We start from the raw sequence: 15,496 nt of genomic DNA, 5'->3' as shown, positions 1-15,496 counted from the left end.
TATTTGACGAGGTTAACGTCTTGGTTGATCAACAGACCGTGCTGCAACTGGCTGCTGCAATGAGCGATACCCCCGCCCCGATCTATCAACGGGTCAAGCAGGCGATCGTAAACCAAATCCGTGCAGGCCACTGGTTGCCGCACCAACGCGTCCCCTCGGAAAGTGAACTGGTGGCCGAACTTGGCGTCAGCCGCATGACCATCAACCGTGCACTGCGCGAACTGACCACCGAGGGCTTTTTGATCCGCATGCAGGGTGTTGGCACTTTTGTCGCCGAAGCCAAAGCGCACACCGCTCTGCTGGAAGTGCATAACATCGCCGACGAAATTGCCGCCCGTGGCCATAGACACAGCAGCAAGATTCTACAGTTCAAAGCACGCCCAGCCAGCGAAGAAGAAGCGCTCGCGTTGGGTATCCAGCCAGGCCAACAGCTTTTCTACTCACAGATCGTGCATTACGAAAACGATATTCCAGTTCAGGTAGAAGACCGTTGCGTGAACCCCGTAATCGCACCTGACTACATGAAACAGGATTTCGATCGCGTCACGCCCTATATCTACCTGACACAGGCCGCACCGCTGACCGCTGGCGAGCATATCGTGGAGGCGGTGGTGCCAACCCACCGTGAGCGTGAATTGCTGCAACTGGAAGACCATGAACCAGGCCTGCTTATCCATCGCCGCACCTGGTCCGGAAAAACCGTGGTGACCTCAGCGCGACTGCTGTATCCCGGTAGCCGTTATCAATTGTTCGGCCGTTTCACCACTGACGTATAATCCCCTGCGGGTGCTGCTTTTGCACCCGCCCTTCCACAACGATCACATCTCGATAACAAATTTTTATCCCACCTCTTGTGACAATCCAATGAATGCGCTAGGTTGTTTTTAATTGTATATACAACCATGTGGGAGCCAAGGCTCCAGCGGAGAAAAGCAATGACCTCTGAGATTCACTGCGACAGCCTGTGGCACGGGGCCGATATCGTCACCATGCGCGACGGCAAATACCACACGCTCAGCAACGGCGCGATCGCCGTACGTGACGGAAAAATTGTCTGGCTGGGTGAACACGCGGCAATGCCAGCTACGCTGATCGCGGATGAAACAGTGAAATTCGACGGCGGCATCATCACCCCAGGTTTTGTCGACTGCCATACGCATCTGGTGTTCGGTGGCAATCGCAGCGGTGAATTCGAACAACGTCTGAACGGTGTGAGCTATGCCGAGATTGCCGCCCAAGGCGGCGGCATCATTTCCACGGTTAAAGCCACCCGCGACGCCGATGAAGAGCGGTTATTGGAGCAGGCTCTGTTCCGACTGCGCCCTCTGCTGGCAGAAGGCGTGACCTGCGTCGAGATCAAATCGGGCTACGGCCTGACACCGGAAAGCGAACTAAAAATGCTGCGTGTCGCACGCCGACTGGGCGAACACTTGCCGGTCGAGGTGAAAACCACCTGCCTGGCAGCGCACGCTCTACCACCGGAGTACGCCAACCGCGCCGACGACTATATCGATCTGGTGTGCAACACCATTATTCCTCAGGCTGCGGCCGCCGGGTTGGCAGACGCTGTCGACGCGTTCTGTGAGCACCTGGCGTTCTCACCGGCGCAGGTGGCTAAAGTATTCGCTGCCGCTGAAGCCGCAGGCCTGCCAGTGAAGCTGCACGCCGAACAACTTTCCGCTCTGGGCGGCAGCACATTGGCAGCACAGCACCATGCGCTTTCCGCCGATCACCTGGAATACGCCACCGAGCAAGATGCCCGAGCAATGGGTGACGCCGGTACCGTGGCGGTGCTGCTACCAGGGGCGTACTACCTGTTACGCGAAACCCAATGTCCGCCGGTTGATTTGTTCCGTAAGCACGGTGTAGCGATGGCCATTGCCAGTGACGCCAACCCAGGCACCTCACCGGCACTGTCATTGCGTTTGATGATCAATATGGCCTGCACCCTGTTCCGCCTGACACCGGAAGAAGCCCTTGCCGGTGTCACGGTTCACGCGGCTAAAGCGCTGGGCCTTCAAGCCAGTCATGGCACGTTGGAAGCAGGCAAGGTAGCAGATTTTGTACACTGGCCGCTGTCGCGACCGGCTGAACTGGCTTACTGGTTGGGTGGACAACTGCCCTGTACGGTGATTTTCCGAGGAGAAGTACGTCAATGACCATTCGCGATCCTTTTGATTTCCATGCCGGCAGCCTGCCGTTGCTGATCAGCATTCCCCATGCAGGTACTCGATTAACACCGGCGGTCGAAGCCGGTTTGACCGACGATGCGCGACCACTGCCTGACACCGACTGGCATATCCCGCAGTTGTACGACTTTGCCCGTGTGATGGGGGCCAGCGTATTGGTCGGCAATTATTCGCGCTTTGTCATTGACTTGAACCGTCCGGCAGATGATAAGCCGCTGTACACCACCGCCACTACCGGTCTGTATCCTGATATGCTGTTTGACGGCCGTCCGAGTTTTTTGCCTGGCAAGGCACCGTCTGACGAGGAGCGTGCCCGTTATCTGCAAGATATCTGGCAACCCTATCACCAGCAATTGCAGGATGAACTGGCACGATTAAAAGCGAAACACGGTTACGCACTGCTCTTTGACGCACACTCTATTGCCTCGGTGATCCCACGCCTGTTCGACGGTAAGCTGCCAGACCTCAATTTAGGCACCAACAGCGGTGAAAGCTGTGCCCCTGCGCTGAGCGATCGTCTGGTCGCCTGTTGTGAACAACAGCAACAGTTCACTCACGTGCTTAACGGCCGTTTCAAAGGCGGTTACATCACCCGCGCTTATGGCAAGCCGCAAGAGCAGCAGCATGCCATTCAACTTGAGCTGGCACAGGTGAATTACATGTCCGAGCAGTATCCCTTTGCTTTTGATCCACAACGCGCTGCCTCCTTGCAACGCCTGCTCAAACAAATGATCGACAGTCTGCTTTCCTGGGGCGGCTTGCCGCACTAAGTCTTCTCAGTTTGATGCGAGGCACCGCTCTTGCCTCGCATTTCCCCGCTTTAACGCCTTATCTTGTGGCACACATTTTGCCTCCGTCCCTTCTGCCGCTTCGATTTGCGTACTGCATCGCAGTTTTGACTGAAAATCACCGTATCTGGTCGGAACAGCGCACAAAACAGCGGCCCGCAGATTGCGTGGTACGCGACAATCTGGCGAAAAGCCCGTTGGGGCACAAATTGATAACGCATCCTGGAGGCTAGATATGTCTGAAATCCCGCTAAACTGGCGCGCCGCACAGGCGGTTGCCAACCGACTGTTGGCTGATTGGCAGCCCGACGGCCAACCCGGTGGAGCGATTACCCTGTTCGACGCTATGCAGATTCGGGCAACCACCAGCGCCGGTCTTGCCGATCTGGCGCAAAACACCCCTTTTACCGCCGACAGCGTGGTCCGCTACGCTTCTGTCACCAAGCATATTTTCGCCACGCTGGCACTGAACGCCACTGACAACGCCATCAGCCTGAATGACCGTCTTGGCAACTTGCTGCCTGAACTGCAAGCCCCGCTGGCAGATGTCACGGTCGGTCAGGCACTTGATATGACCAGCGGACTCCCCGACGTGCGTGAAACCTTGGGGTTGCTGGGCATCTCGGTGCACACTCGCAGCGAGGCGCAACCGGTGATGCAGTTTCTGCAAGGTCTAAATGGGTTGAACTACCCCGCTGGCAGTGAAATCACCTATACCAATACCGGTTACCGGCTGGTCGAAGCCGCATTACAAGCCAAGGGCTATGATTTTGACCAACTGGTGCAACAGCACATCGCCCAGCCATTGCAGGTGCAGCTACGAGCGCCAGAAAGTTGGTTTGACGTCGTGCCCGGCCTAACACCCGGTTACTGGCGTTCAGCACAGGGTTGGCAACTCGCCAGTGCAGGTCTGCACCTTTCTGCATCCGGTAGCCTGACGGGCAGCGCCAATGCCCTCACCCGCTGGTTACAAACGCTGCTCGCCGATCAGGGCCCTGGCCGCGGGGTATTGGCACAACTGGGCGCGCCGCGCCATCTCAATCAAGGTCAACTCAGCGCTTATGGTCTGGGACTGGCACAAACCCCGCTCGGCCAACATCGCCTGCTGGGGCACGGCGGTTCACATGCCGGCTACAAAACCTATTTCTTGTTGGCGCCTGACCATCAGGCTGGCGTCGTATTGGTCGCCAACCGTGAGGACTGTGACAGCTTTGCCATGGCATTGCAGGTCATGGCCGCCTTGCTGGACGAAGCGCTGCCACAACGGAGTTCGGCGATTCCTGACGGCATTTATGCCACGGTGGCAGAACCCTACTGGCTGGAAGTTAAGAACGGCAACGTCGCCTATTTGGGGAGCGATGAACCCCTGTATCAGGCTGATGATGGTTACGCCGTGTCGCTTTCAGCCCATATGCCGATACGGCTCAAATGGACCGGTGAAGCCGTTGAAGGTGAAGTGGGCCATGTGACACGCAGTTTTCTGCCCGTGACACCCAACCGAGACTGTCTCAAACACGTGCAGGGTTTGTGGTATCACCCGCAGTACCGCACCGCTTTCGAAATTTGCGGTGATCAGGTGCATATTGGGGTTGGCCCCGCAGCACAGACCGGGACGATCAGTTCACTCGGCCAGGGCCGCATGCTGGTTGAAAGCAATGACGGCCCATGGTTAAAACGCTTTTGCCTGTACTTCCGTGGTTACAGCGTGGATTTGATTGCCAATCGCAGCCGAGTGCTAACCTTTCAGCGCAGCGGTGTGGGTTGCGATTAACCCCATCGTCACCCCGCCTTGCTAACCCTGACGGCCAGCAAGGCGGTAAATAAACGCTGCTTATCAGCATCGCTCAGGTTGGGCTGATCAATCGCGTGGATAAATGCGCTGCGCGTGCTCTCCGTCAACGGACCGTTTTTCAAATCCGTCGCCAGTCGTTGTAAAATGCGGCTACTGAGTTCAGCAATCTGCGGTCGTACACTTTCTAGCGGGCGTGGCTGCCACTCACTTTCCGGCTGCGCCAGCCAGTCTGCGCGATAACGGTACTGAATTGCCTTGGCAGCGTCCATTTGCGCCTTGATAAAAGGTCGCACAGAAAGCGGGTCCAATCCTAAACGCCCCGCTTCTGCCTCCGTACTTGCCAGCACTTTGGCCTCTTGCGCCAAATCCTCGATCGGCAGATTGTGTTGTGCCTTATAGCCTGCAACATCTTTCATATATGCCAACCGCTGGTTAACCAGCTCACCGAGTGCCATGCCACCCTCAGCCAGCGCGGAAAAACTGACCAGACAACAGGCAATCAATAACATCCTGAACATGACAATGTCCTTATTTACTTAAAACAATCAGGATAAGAGTTCACCATGATCCCTTGGTTCAGGCAAATAAAAAGCCCCGCCGAAGCGAGGCTCTAAACAGTGCAACCACGTGTTAATTAAACACGCCATTGATCACTGATGCCACCAGCGCAGTGCTCAGCGCAACCAGCACCAGGTCGTCGCCGGCAATACGCCATTCATAACCCGGATAGTAAGGCAGATCATGCAGCATGGACGAAGGCACCATTTTCTTGGCGATGCCTGGAGGTAATGGCTTACCACGCGCCAAATTTTTGGCAATGCCCGGCGGTAAAGAACGGTATCCGGTCAGCCCATAATTTAACGCCAAAGAACGTGCACGCTCATGGGAAATACTGACGGATACCATGCCTTGGTCGCCGTCGTTTCCTTTGGTTTTATTACCGTGGTTACCGTTATTACCATGATTACCGTTGTTGCCATGATTGCCGCTGTTGCCATGACCATTACCGCCGCCGTTACCGTTGCCCCCTTTATCGGCCAGAACCGGTGCGGATGACAGGCCCAACGAAACAATCAGCGCTAATGCGGTGAGAGTAGTACGACGCTTGCTCATTTTGTGACTTCCTGCATAGGTTATTACCTTCACTATAGGCGTAATTCTCCACATAAAGCATGCGGAAAACTCTGAGATATTTATCTCATCGCAAGATGATGGTACAGGCTAGCGGGGAATACGGCCCCGCAGCGCAGAATAATTCGTTAATACCGAATATTTAAGCTGAGATTTTTCTTGCAGCGAAATAAGCCTTGTCGTAGTTTGGAAGGGTCACAAAAAGAGTGAATCTGCTCTTTTTCGTCGCACCTCAAATTATTTTTCATCACCCAAAGTGATAATTCAGAATACTTCCCGCCACTCCGTGCGGGATTCTTTTTGCTAAAATACTGACATCAAATGCACCAAGCCAGTGCTTTTTGTTGAGATTTAGTTGCCAATACTTTAAATTCGGCGTCTGAGAAACCTTAACCTCCCGCGGTAGCCAGGTGGCAACTGACGGGCGTTCAGGAGCAAAAGACATGCAAATGACCCTCATGGAATACATCACACAGCACTTTAATGGCGATCTTCACCGCTACGCGCAATCCGAAGGCGTGAGCCGTGAACAAATCATCAGTTGGATCGATAATGAATGCCATGTAATCAAAGGACGATTATTTATGCCGGTAAGACATTTACCTGGTGAACACGCGCAGTGATGACGAAAAAAAACCCCGCCGAAGCGGGGTTTTCTGTTTCTGATACCACGGAAAATCAGAAGTTATAACCGGCTACCAGGTAGTAACCCCAACCGGTGGATTTAATTGGGCCCTGCGGAGTACCGATATCAGCCCCATCCTGCCACTGGCCACCGTTATGGAAATAACGAGCCACGAAGGAGTAGTGCCAGTGATCGTAGTTCAGCGCCAAAATATGGCTTGAAGCAATTGAGTTGCTGGTGCGAACCTGTTTGCCAGTGCCATCGGTCCAGTTGCTGTCTTTGCCCAGATCGGAACCAAAGTCAAAGTTGGTGAAACCGATATAGCTCAGATTGCCGCCCCACAGTTGAGTCAACGGCACAAAGTATTTCACCTTGAAGCGATAACCATCCCAGCTGTTTTCGTTGGCAGCCTGGTAGTTTTCCCACTGATATTTAGCATAGATGTTCATCGACAGGCTCATTGGCAGGCCGGTGTCGATATCGGTACCCAGACCCATGTACCAGGTATTCTGGCGGCCGTCGGTATTGTGGCCTAGGTCATAGATGTAGTTGTTAGCAAAGTACCATTCTTTGAACGGGCCGAAGCTTAGATCGGTACCGGTCAGTTTGTCGATGGAGAAGCGCGGTTCAATCTCCATGAACATCGGTGAACCTTTGTCCCAGATGCCACGGTCTGGCGTGTTGCCAACGCCGAAGAACTTAGGCACGTCAACGTAGCCATAGAAGTCGAACCAATCTTTTTTCGCGAAGGCTTCGTACTCCAGGTAGACATCGTTGTTCAACTGAGGTCCGAAACGGGTGTGATAGCTGCCTACCACGTTAACGCTCTGGTGCCACCAATCCGAAACGTACTGGCTGTCTTTGCTATCAGCCATTGAAGATGCACTGTAAGACGCTGCGAGCAGTACACCTGCTGCGAGAGCTATTTTTTTCATTTTTATTACCACATGCTTAAAGGGCCATTTCCTGCCCGTTAGAAAAGATGACAATGAGTCTGACGACACCTGGCGTTGCCTCCGCTTACAAACTCTCGGGCGACGCGCGCATTATAGAAATCACTGGGTGTAAGAATCTGTGATCCAGTTATGCATTTTGCGAATAGGTAATCGATTGCGTTCACATTTGTCAAATTATGTTTCATGAAAATTCACGTTCGCTGTGATTTTTGTCATGCCCGGTAATTTTTTAAGCAGTTTCTGTGCCAATTATGTTCAACACGAAAGAGTAACCAGGTCTGTCGCTCAAATGAAAATGCCAGCGTTTTTAGCGCTGGCATTTTGGGGAATTCTAGGGTGATAAGTGGGGAATAAAACACCCGTTGGCTAAAATTCAGCGAACGGCGGGCAATGCTTTCGCGATATTCTCCTGACGGAAGACCACCTCCTGCCCGGGAGCGATCTCCCACTCTTTGGGCGGAATATCCACTTTGGGTGCGGCAGCGATCACCGACCCCACAATCAATTTGCCCTCGCGACGCAGAATGCTGACGTCCAGTTGGTATTCGTGGCGCAAATTGGCCGTGGTCAGGCGCACGGTATCACCGCGCATGTAACTTTCGTCATCAATAACTGGCTGCTGAATGAATTGGATATCGTCTCTCATTTTCATGTTCCTTCATGCAGAATCGCTAGTTAGATTCTAGTCCAACATCGGACAGTCGGTTGATAATTTCCGTTAATTTCCTCGGGTTGCCCGCCAGCACACTAACGATCCCAACGTGACCATCACCACCCCCTGCCAAAAATTGGCCGTCAACGCAGTATCCAGCACCAGGGCAGCAAATACCGCCGACAGCACCGGCGTAAAATAAGACACCGTCGCTAACAACGTCATATTGCCATGCAGAATACCGACGTTCCACGCAGCGTAACCCGCCCCCATCGCGATACCTGCACATAGCAGTGTCAGAGTCACGGGCAAAGTAAACTGCATACCACTTTCGGTGCTAAAGGCGTATTTCAGCCATAACGCAATGGCGGTCAGCGTAATAAACAACACGACACCGTTTTGGCCCTGCGCAATTTTCTTGGTCAGATTGCAATACAGTGCCCAAATCACCGCACCGCCAAACGCCAGCGAATAGCTCAGCGGATCGCTACGCACATTATCCAGCATTTGCGTCGGTGACCAGCCGCCCTCGCCGCTCATAATCCAGCCGATACCGAATAATGACAGCAACAATCCTGGCACCAACCACCATTTGGCTTTTTGCCCATTGAACACCAGTGCCATCAGAACGGTAAAACAAGGCCAGAGATAGTTGATCATCCCAACCTCAATGGCTTGCAACCGGGTATTTGCGTAGCCCAGTGACAGTGAAAGACAGATCTCGTAACTGACAAACAACACGCTGCCGAGGATCAGATAGGCTCGCGGGAAATGGCGAAGATTTGGCAAGCGGAGCACCAGCAGCAGGAAAATCGCGCTGACGCTGTAAATCATCGCCGCACCACCAATGGGCCCCAGTCCCTCACTAACGCTACGTATTAGGCCAACCACGCTGCTCCACAGCAAGATCGCCAACAGGCCGAGCAAAGTGGCTTTATACGAAACGGGGAGTGAAGACATGGATGTGATCCAATCGGTTATTTTTTATCGGTATTTTCACTCTACTGCCCGGAGGAAAAAAAAGAAAGGCGGGAAACCCGCCTGAGACTGCTGACAACATGCGCCGTTGTTTCATGGTAGAGGCGCTACACGCAGCGCCCTATAGCATAATCAATGGCTTAAATCGGGTCGAACAGGTTCGACCCCGGCCGATTTGCCCTTCCATAGGTTCATCAACAGCCTTATTGCTGCGGTTGTCGTTCCAGCTGCGGTGGCGGCTGGCGGAAACGCCGAGTAAGGTACGCCAGGTAACCAAAGCCCAGAACTGCCCAGATCAATCCCATGGTTAGCGAGCTTTTTTCCAGATTCAACCAGAGTACGCCCACCGTCAGGGCCCCCACCAGCGGCAGGAACAGGTAATTGAAATGGTCCTTCCACGATTTGTTGCGGCCCTCGCGGATATAGAAATGACTTATCACCGACAAATTGACGAAGGTGAACGCCACCAGCGCGCCGAAGTTGATCAACGCCGTGGCCGTGACCAGATCGAATGACAACGCAGACAACGCCACCAGCCCAACCAACAGCACGTTTAATGACGGTGTGCGCCACTTCGGATGGATATAGCCAAAATACTTTTCAGGGAATACGTTATCGCGCCCCATCACATATAACAGCCGTGAGACGCTGGCGTGTGAGGCCAGGCCGGACGCCAACGTGTTAATAAAGGTGACACACAGGAAAATCGATTGGAACAGCTTGCCACCCACATACAGCGCGATTTCTGGCAATGCCGCATCTGGCTGGTGGAAGCGTTGAATCGAAGGGAAAAACAACTGAATAAAGAACGATACGCTGATGAAAATCACCCCGCCATACAGCGCAGTCAAGAATATGGCTCGCGGAATCACCTTGGCGGCGTCAGGTGTTTCTTCACATAACGTGGTGACCGCATCAAAGCCAAGGAATGAAAAACACAGAATAGTGGCACCGGTAATAATCGGCAACAGATGCGCGTTCTCACTCACGAACGGTTGTAGACTCCACACGGTACCTAACCCTTCGCCACTGTGCAGGCCGCGCACCACCAGGAAAATAAACACCACAATGATGGCAACCTGGGCCAGAACAAACAAAGTATTGAAGTTAGCTACCAGATTGACACTTTTCAGGTTGATGGCGGTAATGATGATCACAAAACCCACCACCCACACCCATGGCGGCACTTCCGGAAACAATGCTGTCAGGTAGATTTTTGCCAACAGCGTATTAATCATCGGCAGGAACAGATAATCGAGCAACGAGGACCACCCCACCAAAAAGCCGACGTGCGGATTGATGGCTTTTTGCGCATAGGTATAGGCGGAACCCGCCGTCGGAAACTGCCGCACCAGTTTGCCGTAGCTGATGGCCGTAAAGAGTACGCCAGCCAGTGCCAGCAGATAAGAGGCCGGTACGTGACCGTCGGTCAGGCCGGAAACAATACCGAAGGTGTCAAATACGGTCATCGGTGTCAGATAAGCCAAGCCCATCATCACCACTTGCCACAGTTTCAGGGATTTACGCAATTGCGGCTTGGCCGCTTCATTACCGTTAATGGTATTAATCGTCATGGCTCTTCCCCTCTTTGTCCTCTGCTGGTAACTGTTTAGCGTCATTCAGAGAGGCCGCGGGGAAACTGCTGCTCAGGCGGCGGGAGGGACGAGACAACGACAGGCAAAGCCGGACAGCAAATGGTCCGTATTTACTGCGGCTCAGACACACGTCCAAGCATACTGGTGGTTGAGTTATGGCAGTCATGATTATTTCCTCGCTGGCGTCCTGTACGCCAAAATGGAAGAAATGCTGTACCGCTGCGCGCAGCTTCGCAGGCCACAGGATAGCCGGCGGAATGCGCCAGACGCGCGCGGTATGATTGGCATTGAGCGGGTCAGGCGTTTTTCAGCATCCACTCGATTTCGGTTTCGGTGATCAGGCGCTCAAATTGCACCAGCTCATCCGTCTTACAGGCCAGGTAAACATGGCTGAACCTTTCACCCAGCAGCGCAGTCAGTACCGGCTGATGTTCAAATTCGTATAGCGCATCGCTTTGGCGAATCGGGAACGGCAAACCTTCCTGCTCCAACCCATTACCGGTTACCGGTTCTTGCAGAGGCAACGTTGTTTCCAGCCCATAGACAATGCCCGCCAAAATCGTCGCCATCACCAGATAAGGGTTGGCATCGGCACCGGCCACACGATACTCCACGCGATGGCTGTCACGATCGCCACAGGGAATGCGCAGTGCCACAGTGCGGTTGTTGTGGCCCCAGGAAGCCTGGGTCGGCACGTACATGCCCGGTTGGAAACGACGATAGGCGTTAACGTTCGGTGCCAGTAACGCAATAGAAGAAGGCATCAGGGCAATCATTCCCGCCAGAGCCTGTTTCAGTAACGCGGAGTCTTCACCGTCGTCATCCGCCAGAACGTTATTGCCCTGCCTGTCCAGTATGCTGATATGTACATGCATACCACTGCCAGCGTGCTCTTCGTAAGGCTTGGCCATAAAGGTGGCTTGCATGTTGTGGTTTTCCGCCACCATGCGGATCAAGCGTTTTAGCGCCAGCGCATGGTCACAGGCTTGCAGAACGTTGTCGGTATGGTGCAGGTTGACTTCAAATTGGCCGGGGGAGGCTTCTGCCACGGCACCATCCGCCGGTAATCCCTGCATACGCGCCAGTTCGTCAATTTCACTGAGCACATCGGCAAAGTGATTGAGGTTATCGACGGAATACACCTGGCTCTGGGTGTTGCGTTCCTGAGTCCCCGGCGCGCATGGCGGCTGAAGATAGCCTTCCGAATCGCGCTGGCGATCGATGAGATAGAACTCCAACTCTACCGCTACTACGGGGGATAGCCCGCGCTGACGCAAACGCTGCCACACTCGGTTCAGCACATTGCGCGGTTCAACGTCAAAGGGAGTACCATCTTCATCCAACATGGTGAGCAGTACCTGGCCGATGTATTGCGGATCCGCCGCTGAAGGCGTCAATGTCCCCAATACCGGCACACAGATATGATCCGGCTCGCCCAGCTCCTGCCCCAATCCAGCTTCTTCGACCACATTACCGAGAATGTCCATCGCGAAAACCGATGCAGGGAAGTAACACCCTTTCTCCAGTTTACTCAACCCACCGACCGGAATGCGCTTGCCACGGAAGCTGCCGTTAAGATCAGTCAGCAGAACGTCAACGTGCTGAGTTAATGGATAACGCTCCAGGTACTTCTTCACTTCACGCTGGAACGCGCTACTTCGCTTTTCTTCATGATGCTGAACAAAGTTTTCCACTTCTACTATGTTGGTCTGCATGATTCACCCGCCATGTATGTTTTTGTCTGTGGTTCTCACACTTATTGTCGTCGATGTTTTTTGACCATCTTGCTCAATATAATGTCCACCAATGAAACATAGATGCAACAAAATTGTTTTGCAAGTGTTACTTTGAGTTTGAATATTGCCCATTTGACTGCTAGATTTATAAAATATTGAACGAAAACGGCAGTGGAGAAGCTTATCGTTCATAATTTCGAACATACCAAGGGGATAGCATGGGCAATATATTTAACAGACCAGTGGTCGGTGTAGTGATGTGCAGGTATAGGTTAAACGGGCACCTCACTCAGACCTTGCAAGAAAAGTACCTAAATGCCGTCGTGGCCGCTGGAGGGTTGCCAATCGCCCTGCCGCACGCACTCGCGGAGCCGAAACTGCTGGATGAATTGCTGCCTCACCTCGACGGCATTTTATTGCCCGGCAGCCCCAGTAATGTGCAGCCGCACCTTTATGGTGAAAACGGCGATGAGCCTGACGCCGATCCTGGGCGAGATGAATTGAGCCTGGCGTTAATCCGCCATACGCTCGACAGGCGCATTCCCCTTTTCGCCATTTGCCGCGGCATGCAGGAAATGGTGGTTGCCACCCAAGGTACCCTCCACCGTCGACTGTTTGAATTGCCTGAGCTGCTCGAACACCGAGAAGATCACGACCTACCGCTTGAACAACAATACGCCCCTGCCCACGAAGTCATCGTTCAGGAAGGCGGATTACTCTCGCAACTGATACCGGATTGCAACAGATTCTGGGTGAATTCACTGCATGGACAAGGGGCTAAAAACCTGGGGCCCGGCGTACGTATTGAGGCCCACGCCGCTGATGGTCTGGTAGAAGCCATCAGCCTACGTGATCAGCCCTTTGCGCTGGGTGTGCAGTGGCACCCAGAATGGAACAGTGAAGAGTACGCCCTGTCGCGTCTGTTGTTTGAAGGTTTCATTAGCGCTTGCCGGAACTATCAAAAGGAAAAACGCCCATGAGCGATGTCAGCTTGGCACCGGGAAAACGCCTGTCACAAATCCGCCAACAACTGGGATTGTCGCAGCGCCGCGCGGCCGAACTGTCTGGATTAACCCACAGCGCCATTAGCACCATCGAACAGGACAAAGTCAGTCCGGCCATCAGCACCTTACAAAAGCTGCTGACGGTGTACGGGCTGTCACTGTCGGCGTTCTTCGCCGAGCCGGAAAAACCGGATGAACCACAAATTGTTATCGACAGTCAGGATCTGATCGAAATTGGCAGTCAGGGCGTGTCGATGAAATTGATCCACAACGGCGACCCCAACCGCACTCTGGCGATGATGATCGAAACCTATGAGCCGGGTACCACCACCGGCGAACGTATTAAGCATCAGGGGGAAGAGATTGGCACCCTGCTGGAAGGCGAAGTGGTGTTGCAGGTCAATGGGCAGGCTTATCACCTGCTTGCTGGCCAGAGCTACGCCATCAACACCGGCATTCCCCACAGTTTCAGCAACACGTCGGCGCGGATTTGCCGGATTATCAGCGCCCATACGCCGACGACATTCTGATCAACGGAGCAAGGCATGGACTTCCACCATCTACAGTATTGGCAACAACGGGCGCAAGCCCTGAATATTGAGAACCGACTGTTTATCAATGGCCGCTATCAGCAGGCCGCCGAAGGCCAAACCTTTGCCGTGGAGGATCCTGCCGGGCAACGCGAGTTGACGCAGGTATCCCGAGGCAGCAGCGTCGATATTGATCTGGCGGTCAGTGCGGCGCGTGCGGTGTTTGAACGTGGCGACTGGTCACGGGCCGCGCCTGCGCAGCGCAAAGCCACCTTATTGCAGTTGGCGACGTTGATGGAACAGCATCAAGAGGAACTGGCGCTGTTGGAGACGTTGGATACCGGTAAGCCCATTCGCCACAGCCTGCGTGACGATGTGCCTGGCGCCATCCGCTGCTTGCGTTGGTATGCCGAGGCGATAGACAAGGTTTATGGCGAAATCGCCCCCACCGCGAGCGATGCACTGGCGTTAATCGAACGCGAACCCATTGGCGTAGTAGGTGCCATCGTACCCTGGAACTTCCCGCTCTTGTTAGCCTGCTGGAAGCTCGGTCCAGCGTTGGCTACCGGCAACAGTGTGATTCTCAAGCCCTCTGAAAAATCCCCACTGACGGCGATCTATCTGGGCAAACTGGCGCAACAGGCAGGCTTACCGGACGGCGTGCTGAATATTGTCCCCGGCTACGGCCACGATGCCGGTAAGGCATTGGCACTTCACAATGACGTAGACGCCCTCACTTTCACCGGATCCACGCAGGTCGCCAAGCAACTGATGGTCTACGCCGGCCAATCCAACATGAAACGGGTATGGCTGGAAGCCGGTGGTAAAAGCGCCAATATTATCTTTGCCGACTGCCCTGACCTGGATAAAGCGGCGCAGAGTGCCGCAGCGGGCATTTTCTATAATCAGGGGCAAGTGTGCATTGCCGGCACTCGGCTATTGGTTGAAGAGAGCATTCAACAAGAATTCTTGCAAGCACTGCGCCGACATGCCGCAGCATTCACCCCCGGCAATCCGCTCGATCCTGCAACGGTGATGGGCACATTGATCGACCAAGGCCACTGCGAGAAGGTCGCGGACTATATCGAACAAGGCTTGAGTCAAGGTGCGATGCTGTTCCTTGATGGGCGTGAACACCCGCAGCCTGGTCACGCGGGCTACCTTGGCCCGACCATTCTCACTCAGGTTGATAATGCCATGAGCGTTGCACGCGATGAGATCTTCGGCCCGGTGCTGGCCGTCACGCTATTCAACGGCGAACAACACGCCATACAACTGGCCAACGACAGCGACTACGGGCTGGGGGCTGCGCTCTGGACGCGCGATCTGTCCCGAGCACACCGTCTGGCTCGCCAGTTAAAAGCCGGTACGGTGTTCATCAATAACTACAACGACGGCGATATGACCGTACCCTTCGGGGGTTATAAGCAAAGCGGCAATGGACGCGACAAATCGCTGCATGCGCTGGATAAATTCACCGAACTGAAAACCACCTGGATTTCGCTGGAATAAGGGCAGAT

At 54.0% G+C, this 15,496-nt stretch carries 16 protein-coding genes; 8 read left to right on the top strand and 8 right to left on the bottom strand.

Annotated features, from left to right (window positions below; all coding sequences use genetic code 11):
* Window positions 1-20 precede the first annotated feature (20 nt).
* From hutC to SGBXF1_RS10385, 4 genes are all read left to right on the top strand, one after another.
* On the top strand, window positions 21-776 hold the full coding sequence (gene hutC, locus SGBXF1_RS10400) for a histidine utilization repressor (protein WP_061807599.1): 756 nt from the start codon (window positions 21-23) through the stop codon (window positions 774-776).
* Between the two features lie 159 nt (window positions 777-935).
* Window positions 936-2,159 (top strand): imidazolonepropionase, encoded by a 1,224-nt coding sequence (gene hutI / locus SGBXF1_RS10395; RefSeq protein ID WP_037422413.1) that lies wholly within the window; start codon window positions 936-938, stop codon window positions 2,157-2,159.
* Window positions 2,156-2,959 carry an N-formylglutamate deformylase gene (gene hutG / locus SGBXF1_RS10390; protein ID WP_186428326.1) on the top strand — a complete coding sequence of 268 codons (804 nt, stop codon included), beginning with the start codon at window positions 2,156-2,158 and terminating at the stop codon, window positions 2,957-2,959. Before hutI ends, hutG begins: the two co-directional genes overlap by 4 nt.
* 253 nt (window positions 2,960-3,212) lie before the next feature.
* Window positions 3,213-4,748: a serine hydrolase domain-containing protein gene (locus SGBXF1_RS10385; protein ID WP_186428325.1), complete on the top strand. Its 1,536-nt coding sequence runs from the start codon at window positions 3,213-3,215 to the stop codon at window positions 4,746-4,748.
* A gap of 8 nt (window positions 4,749-4,756) precedes the next feature.
* Here the strand turns inward: SGBXF1_RS10385 and SGBXF1_RS10380 are convergent, their stop codons facing one another.
* Together SGBXF1_RS10380 and SGBXF1_RS10375 are read right to left on the bottom strand one after the other, a co-directional pair.
* A complete protein-coding gene (locus tag SGBXF1_RS10380) occupies window positions 4,757-5,287 on the bottom strand; it encodes a chorismate mutase (RefSeq protein WP_061807602.1) in 531 nt (176 codons plus the stop codon).
* A gap of 112 nt (window positions 5,288-5,399) precedes the next feature.
* Window positions 5,400-5,882, bottom strand: coding sequence for an anti-virulence regulator CigR family protein (locus SGBXF1_RS10375; RefSeq protein WP_061807603.1), 483 nt, complete (start codon window positions 5,880-5,882; stop codon window positions 5,400-5,402).
* Between the two features lie 461 nt (window positions 5,883-6,343).
* Here SGBXF1_RS10375 and SGBXF1_RS10365 point away from each other — a divergent pair, with 461 nt between their 5' ends.
* Window positions 6,344-6,523 carry a hypothetical protein gene (locus SGBXF1_RS10365; RefSeq protein WP_037422395.1) on the top strand — a complete coding sequence of 60 codons (180 nt, stop codon included), beginning with the start codon at window positions 6,344-6,346 and terminating at the stop codon, window positions 6,521-6,523.
* A gap of 55 nt (window positions 6,524-6,578) precedes the next feature.
* Here SGBXF1_RS10365 and SGBXF1_RS10360 read toward each other — a convergent pair whose 3' ends face one another.
* The 6 genes from SGBXF1_RS10360 to SGBXF1_RS10340 all read right to left on the bottom strand — a co-directional run bounded on the left by SGBXF1_RS10360 (window position 6,579) and on the right by SGBXF1_RS10340 (window position 12,421).
* The gene (locus SGBXF1_RS10360) at window positions 6,579-7,460 is read right to left on the bottom strand and encodes a nucleoside-specific channel-forming protein Tsx (RefSeq protein ID WP_037422392.1); all 882 of its coding nucleotides are present in this window, start codon (window positions 7,458-7,460) and stop codon (window positions 6,579-6,581) included.
* Window positions 7,461-7,854: 394 nt separating this feature from the next.
* Complete coding sequence (locus SGBXF1_RS10355) at window positions 7,855-8,127, bottom strand: hypothetical protein (RefSeq protein ID WP_037422383.1); 273 nt, start codon at window positions 8,125-8,127, stop codon at window positions 7,855-7,857.
* Window positions 8,128-8,199: 72 nt separating this feature from the next.
* Window positions 8,200-9,093: an aromatic amino acid DMT transporter YddG gene (yddG, locus tag SGBXF1_RS10350; RefSeq protein ID WP_186428324.1), complete on the bottom strand. Its 894-nt coding sequence runs from the start codon at window positions 9,091-9,093 to the stop codon at window positions 8,200-8,202.
* A 221-nt stretch (window positions 9,094-9,314) separates the two neighbouring features.
* Complete coding sequence (locus SGBXF1_RS10345; protein WP_037422378.1) at window positions 9,315-10,685, bottom strand: APC family permease; 1,371 nt, start codon at window positions 10,683-10,685, stop codon at window positions 9,315-9,317.
* A complete protein-coding gene (locus tag SGBXF1_RS23840; RefSeq protein ID WP_238321025.1) occupies window positions 10,675-10,872 on the bottom strand; it encodes a hypothetical protein in 198 nt (65 codons plus the stop codon). Before SGBXF1_RS23840 ends, SGBXF1_RS10345 begins: the two co-directional genes overlap by 11 nt.
* A gap of 130 nt (window positions 10,873-11,002) precedes the next feature.
* Window positions 11,003-12,421, bottom strand: coding sequence for a glutamine synthetase family protein (locus SGBXF1_RS10340; RefSeq protein ID WP_186428323.1), 1,419 nt, complete (start codon window positions 12,419-12,421; stop codon window positions 11,003-11,005).
* A gap of 239 nt (window positions 12,422-12,660) precedes the next feature.
* Here SGBXF1_RS10340 and puuD point away from each other — a divergent pair, with 239 nt between their 5' ends.
* Genes puuD through puuC form a run of 3 tightly spaced genes read left to right on the top strand, consistent with a single transcriptional unit; the run spans window position 12,661 to window position 15,488 of the window.
* Window positions 12,661-13,422, top strand: a complete 762-nt coding sequence (gene puuD, locus SGBXF1_RS10335) for a gamma-glutamyl-gamma-aminobutyrate hydrolase (RefSeq protein ID WP_037422372.1) — start codon at window positions 12,661-12,663, stop codon at window positions 13,420-13,422.
* A complete protein-coding gene (gene puuR / locus SGBXF1_RS10330; RefSeq protein WP_037422370.1) occupies window positions 13,419-13,976 on the top strand; it encodes an HTH-type transcriptional regulator PuuR in 558 nt (185 codons plus the stop codon). The genes puuD and puuR overlap by 4 nt, the downstream gene beginning before the upstream one ends.
* Before the next feature lie 15 nt (window positions 13,977-13,991).
* Window positions 13,992-15,488, top strand: coding sequence for an aldehyde dehydrogenase PuuC (puuC, locus tag SGBXF1_RS10325; protein WP_186428322.1), 1,497 nt, complete (start codon window positions 13,992-13,994; stop codon window positions 15,486-15,488).
* Window positions 15,489-15,496: the final 8 nt, after the last annotated feature.

Source organism: Serratia grimesii (assembly GCF_900186025.1).
Taxonomy (GTDB): Bacteria; Pseudomonadota; Gammaproteobacteria; order Enterobacterales; family Enterobacteriaceae; genus Serratia; species Serratia grimesii.
Note: the sequence above shows the minus strand (reverse complement) of the source record. Positions and strands in the feature narration are given on the sequence as shown.

Bases quoted from the DNA above. Each gene is read 5' to 3' on its own strand.
- hutI (WP_037422413.1), top strand. From the start codon at position 936: ATGACCTCTGAGATTCACTGCGACAGCCTGTGGCACGGGGCCGATATC.
- hutG (WP_186428326.1), top strand. From the start codon at position 2,156: ATGACCATTCGCGATCCTTTTGATTTCCATGCCGGCAGCCTGCCGTTG.
- SGBXF1_RS10375 (WP_061807603.1), bottom strand. From the start codon at position 5,882: ATGAGCAAGCGTCGTACTACTCTCACCGCATTAGCGCTGATTGTTTCG.
- SGBXF1_RS10360 (WP_037422392.1), bottom strand. From the start codon at position 7,460: ATGAAAAAAATAGCTCTCGCAGCAGGTGTACTGCTCGCAGCGTCTTAC.
- SGBXF1_RS10380 (WP_061807602.1), bottom strand. From the start codon at position 5,287: ATGTTCAGGATGTTATTGATTGCCTGTTGTCTGGTCAGTTTTTCCGCG.
- SGBXF1_RS10345 (WP_037422378.1), bottom strand. From the start codon at position 10,685: ATGACGATTAATACCATTAACGGTAATGAAGCGGCCAAGCCGCAATTG.
- SGBXF1_RS10365 (WP_037422395.1), top strand. From the start codon at position 6,344: ATGCAAATGACCCTCATGGAATACATCACACAGCACTTTAATGGCGAT.
- puuC (WP_186428322.1), top strand. From the start codon at position 13,992: ATGGACTTCCACCATCTACAGTATTGGCAACAACGGGCGCAAGCCCTG.
- yddG (WP_186428324.1), bottom strand. From the start codon at position 9,093: ATGTCTTCACTCCCCGTTTCGTATAAAGCCACTTTGCTCGGCCTGTTG.
- SGBXF1_RS10340 (WP_186428323.1), bottom strand. From the start codon at position 12,421: ATGCAGACCAACATAGTAGAAGTGGAAAACTTTGTTCAGCATCATGAA.
- SGBXF1_RS10385 (WP_186428325.1), top strand. From the start codon at position 3,213: ATGTCTGAAATCCCGCTAAACTGGCGCGCCGCACAGGCGGTTGCCAAC.
- SGBXF1_RS10355 (WP_037422383.1), bottom strand. From the start codon at position 8,127: ATGAGAGACGATATCCAATTCATTCAGCAGCCAGTTATTGATGACGAA.
- SGBXF1_RS23840 (WP_238321025.1), bottom strand. From the start codon at position 10,872: ATGACTGCCATAACTCAACCACCAGTATGCTTGGACGTGTGTCTGAGC.
- puuR (WP_037422370.1), top strand. From the start codon at position 13,419: ATGAGCGATGTCAGCTTGGCACCGGGAAAACGCCTGTCACAAATCCGC.
- puuD (WP_037422372.1), top strand. From the start codon at position 12,661: ATGGGCAATATATTTAACAGACCAGTGGTCGGTGTAGTGATGTGCAGG.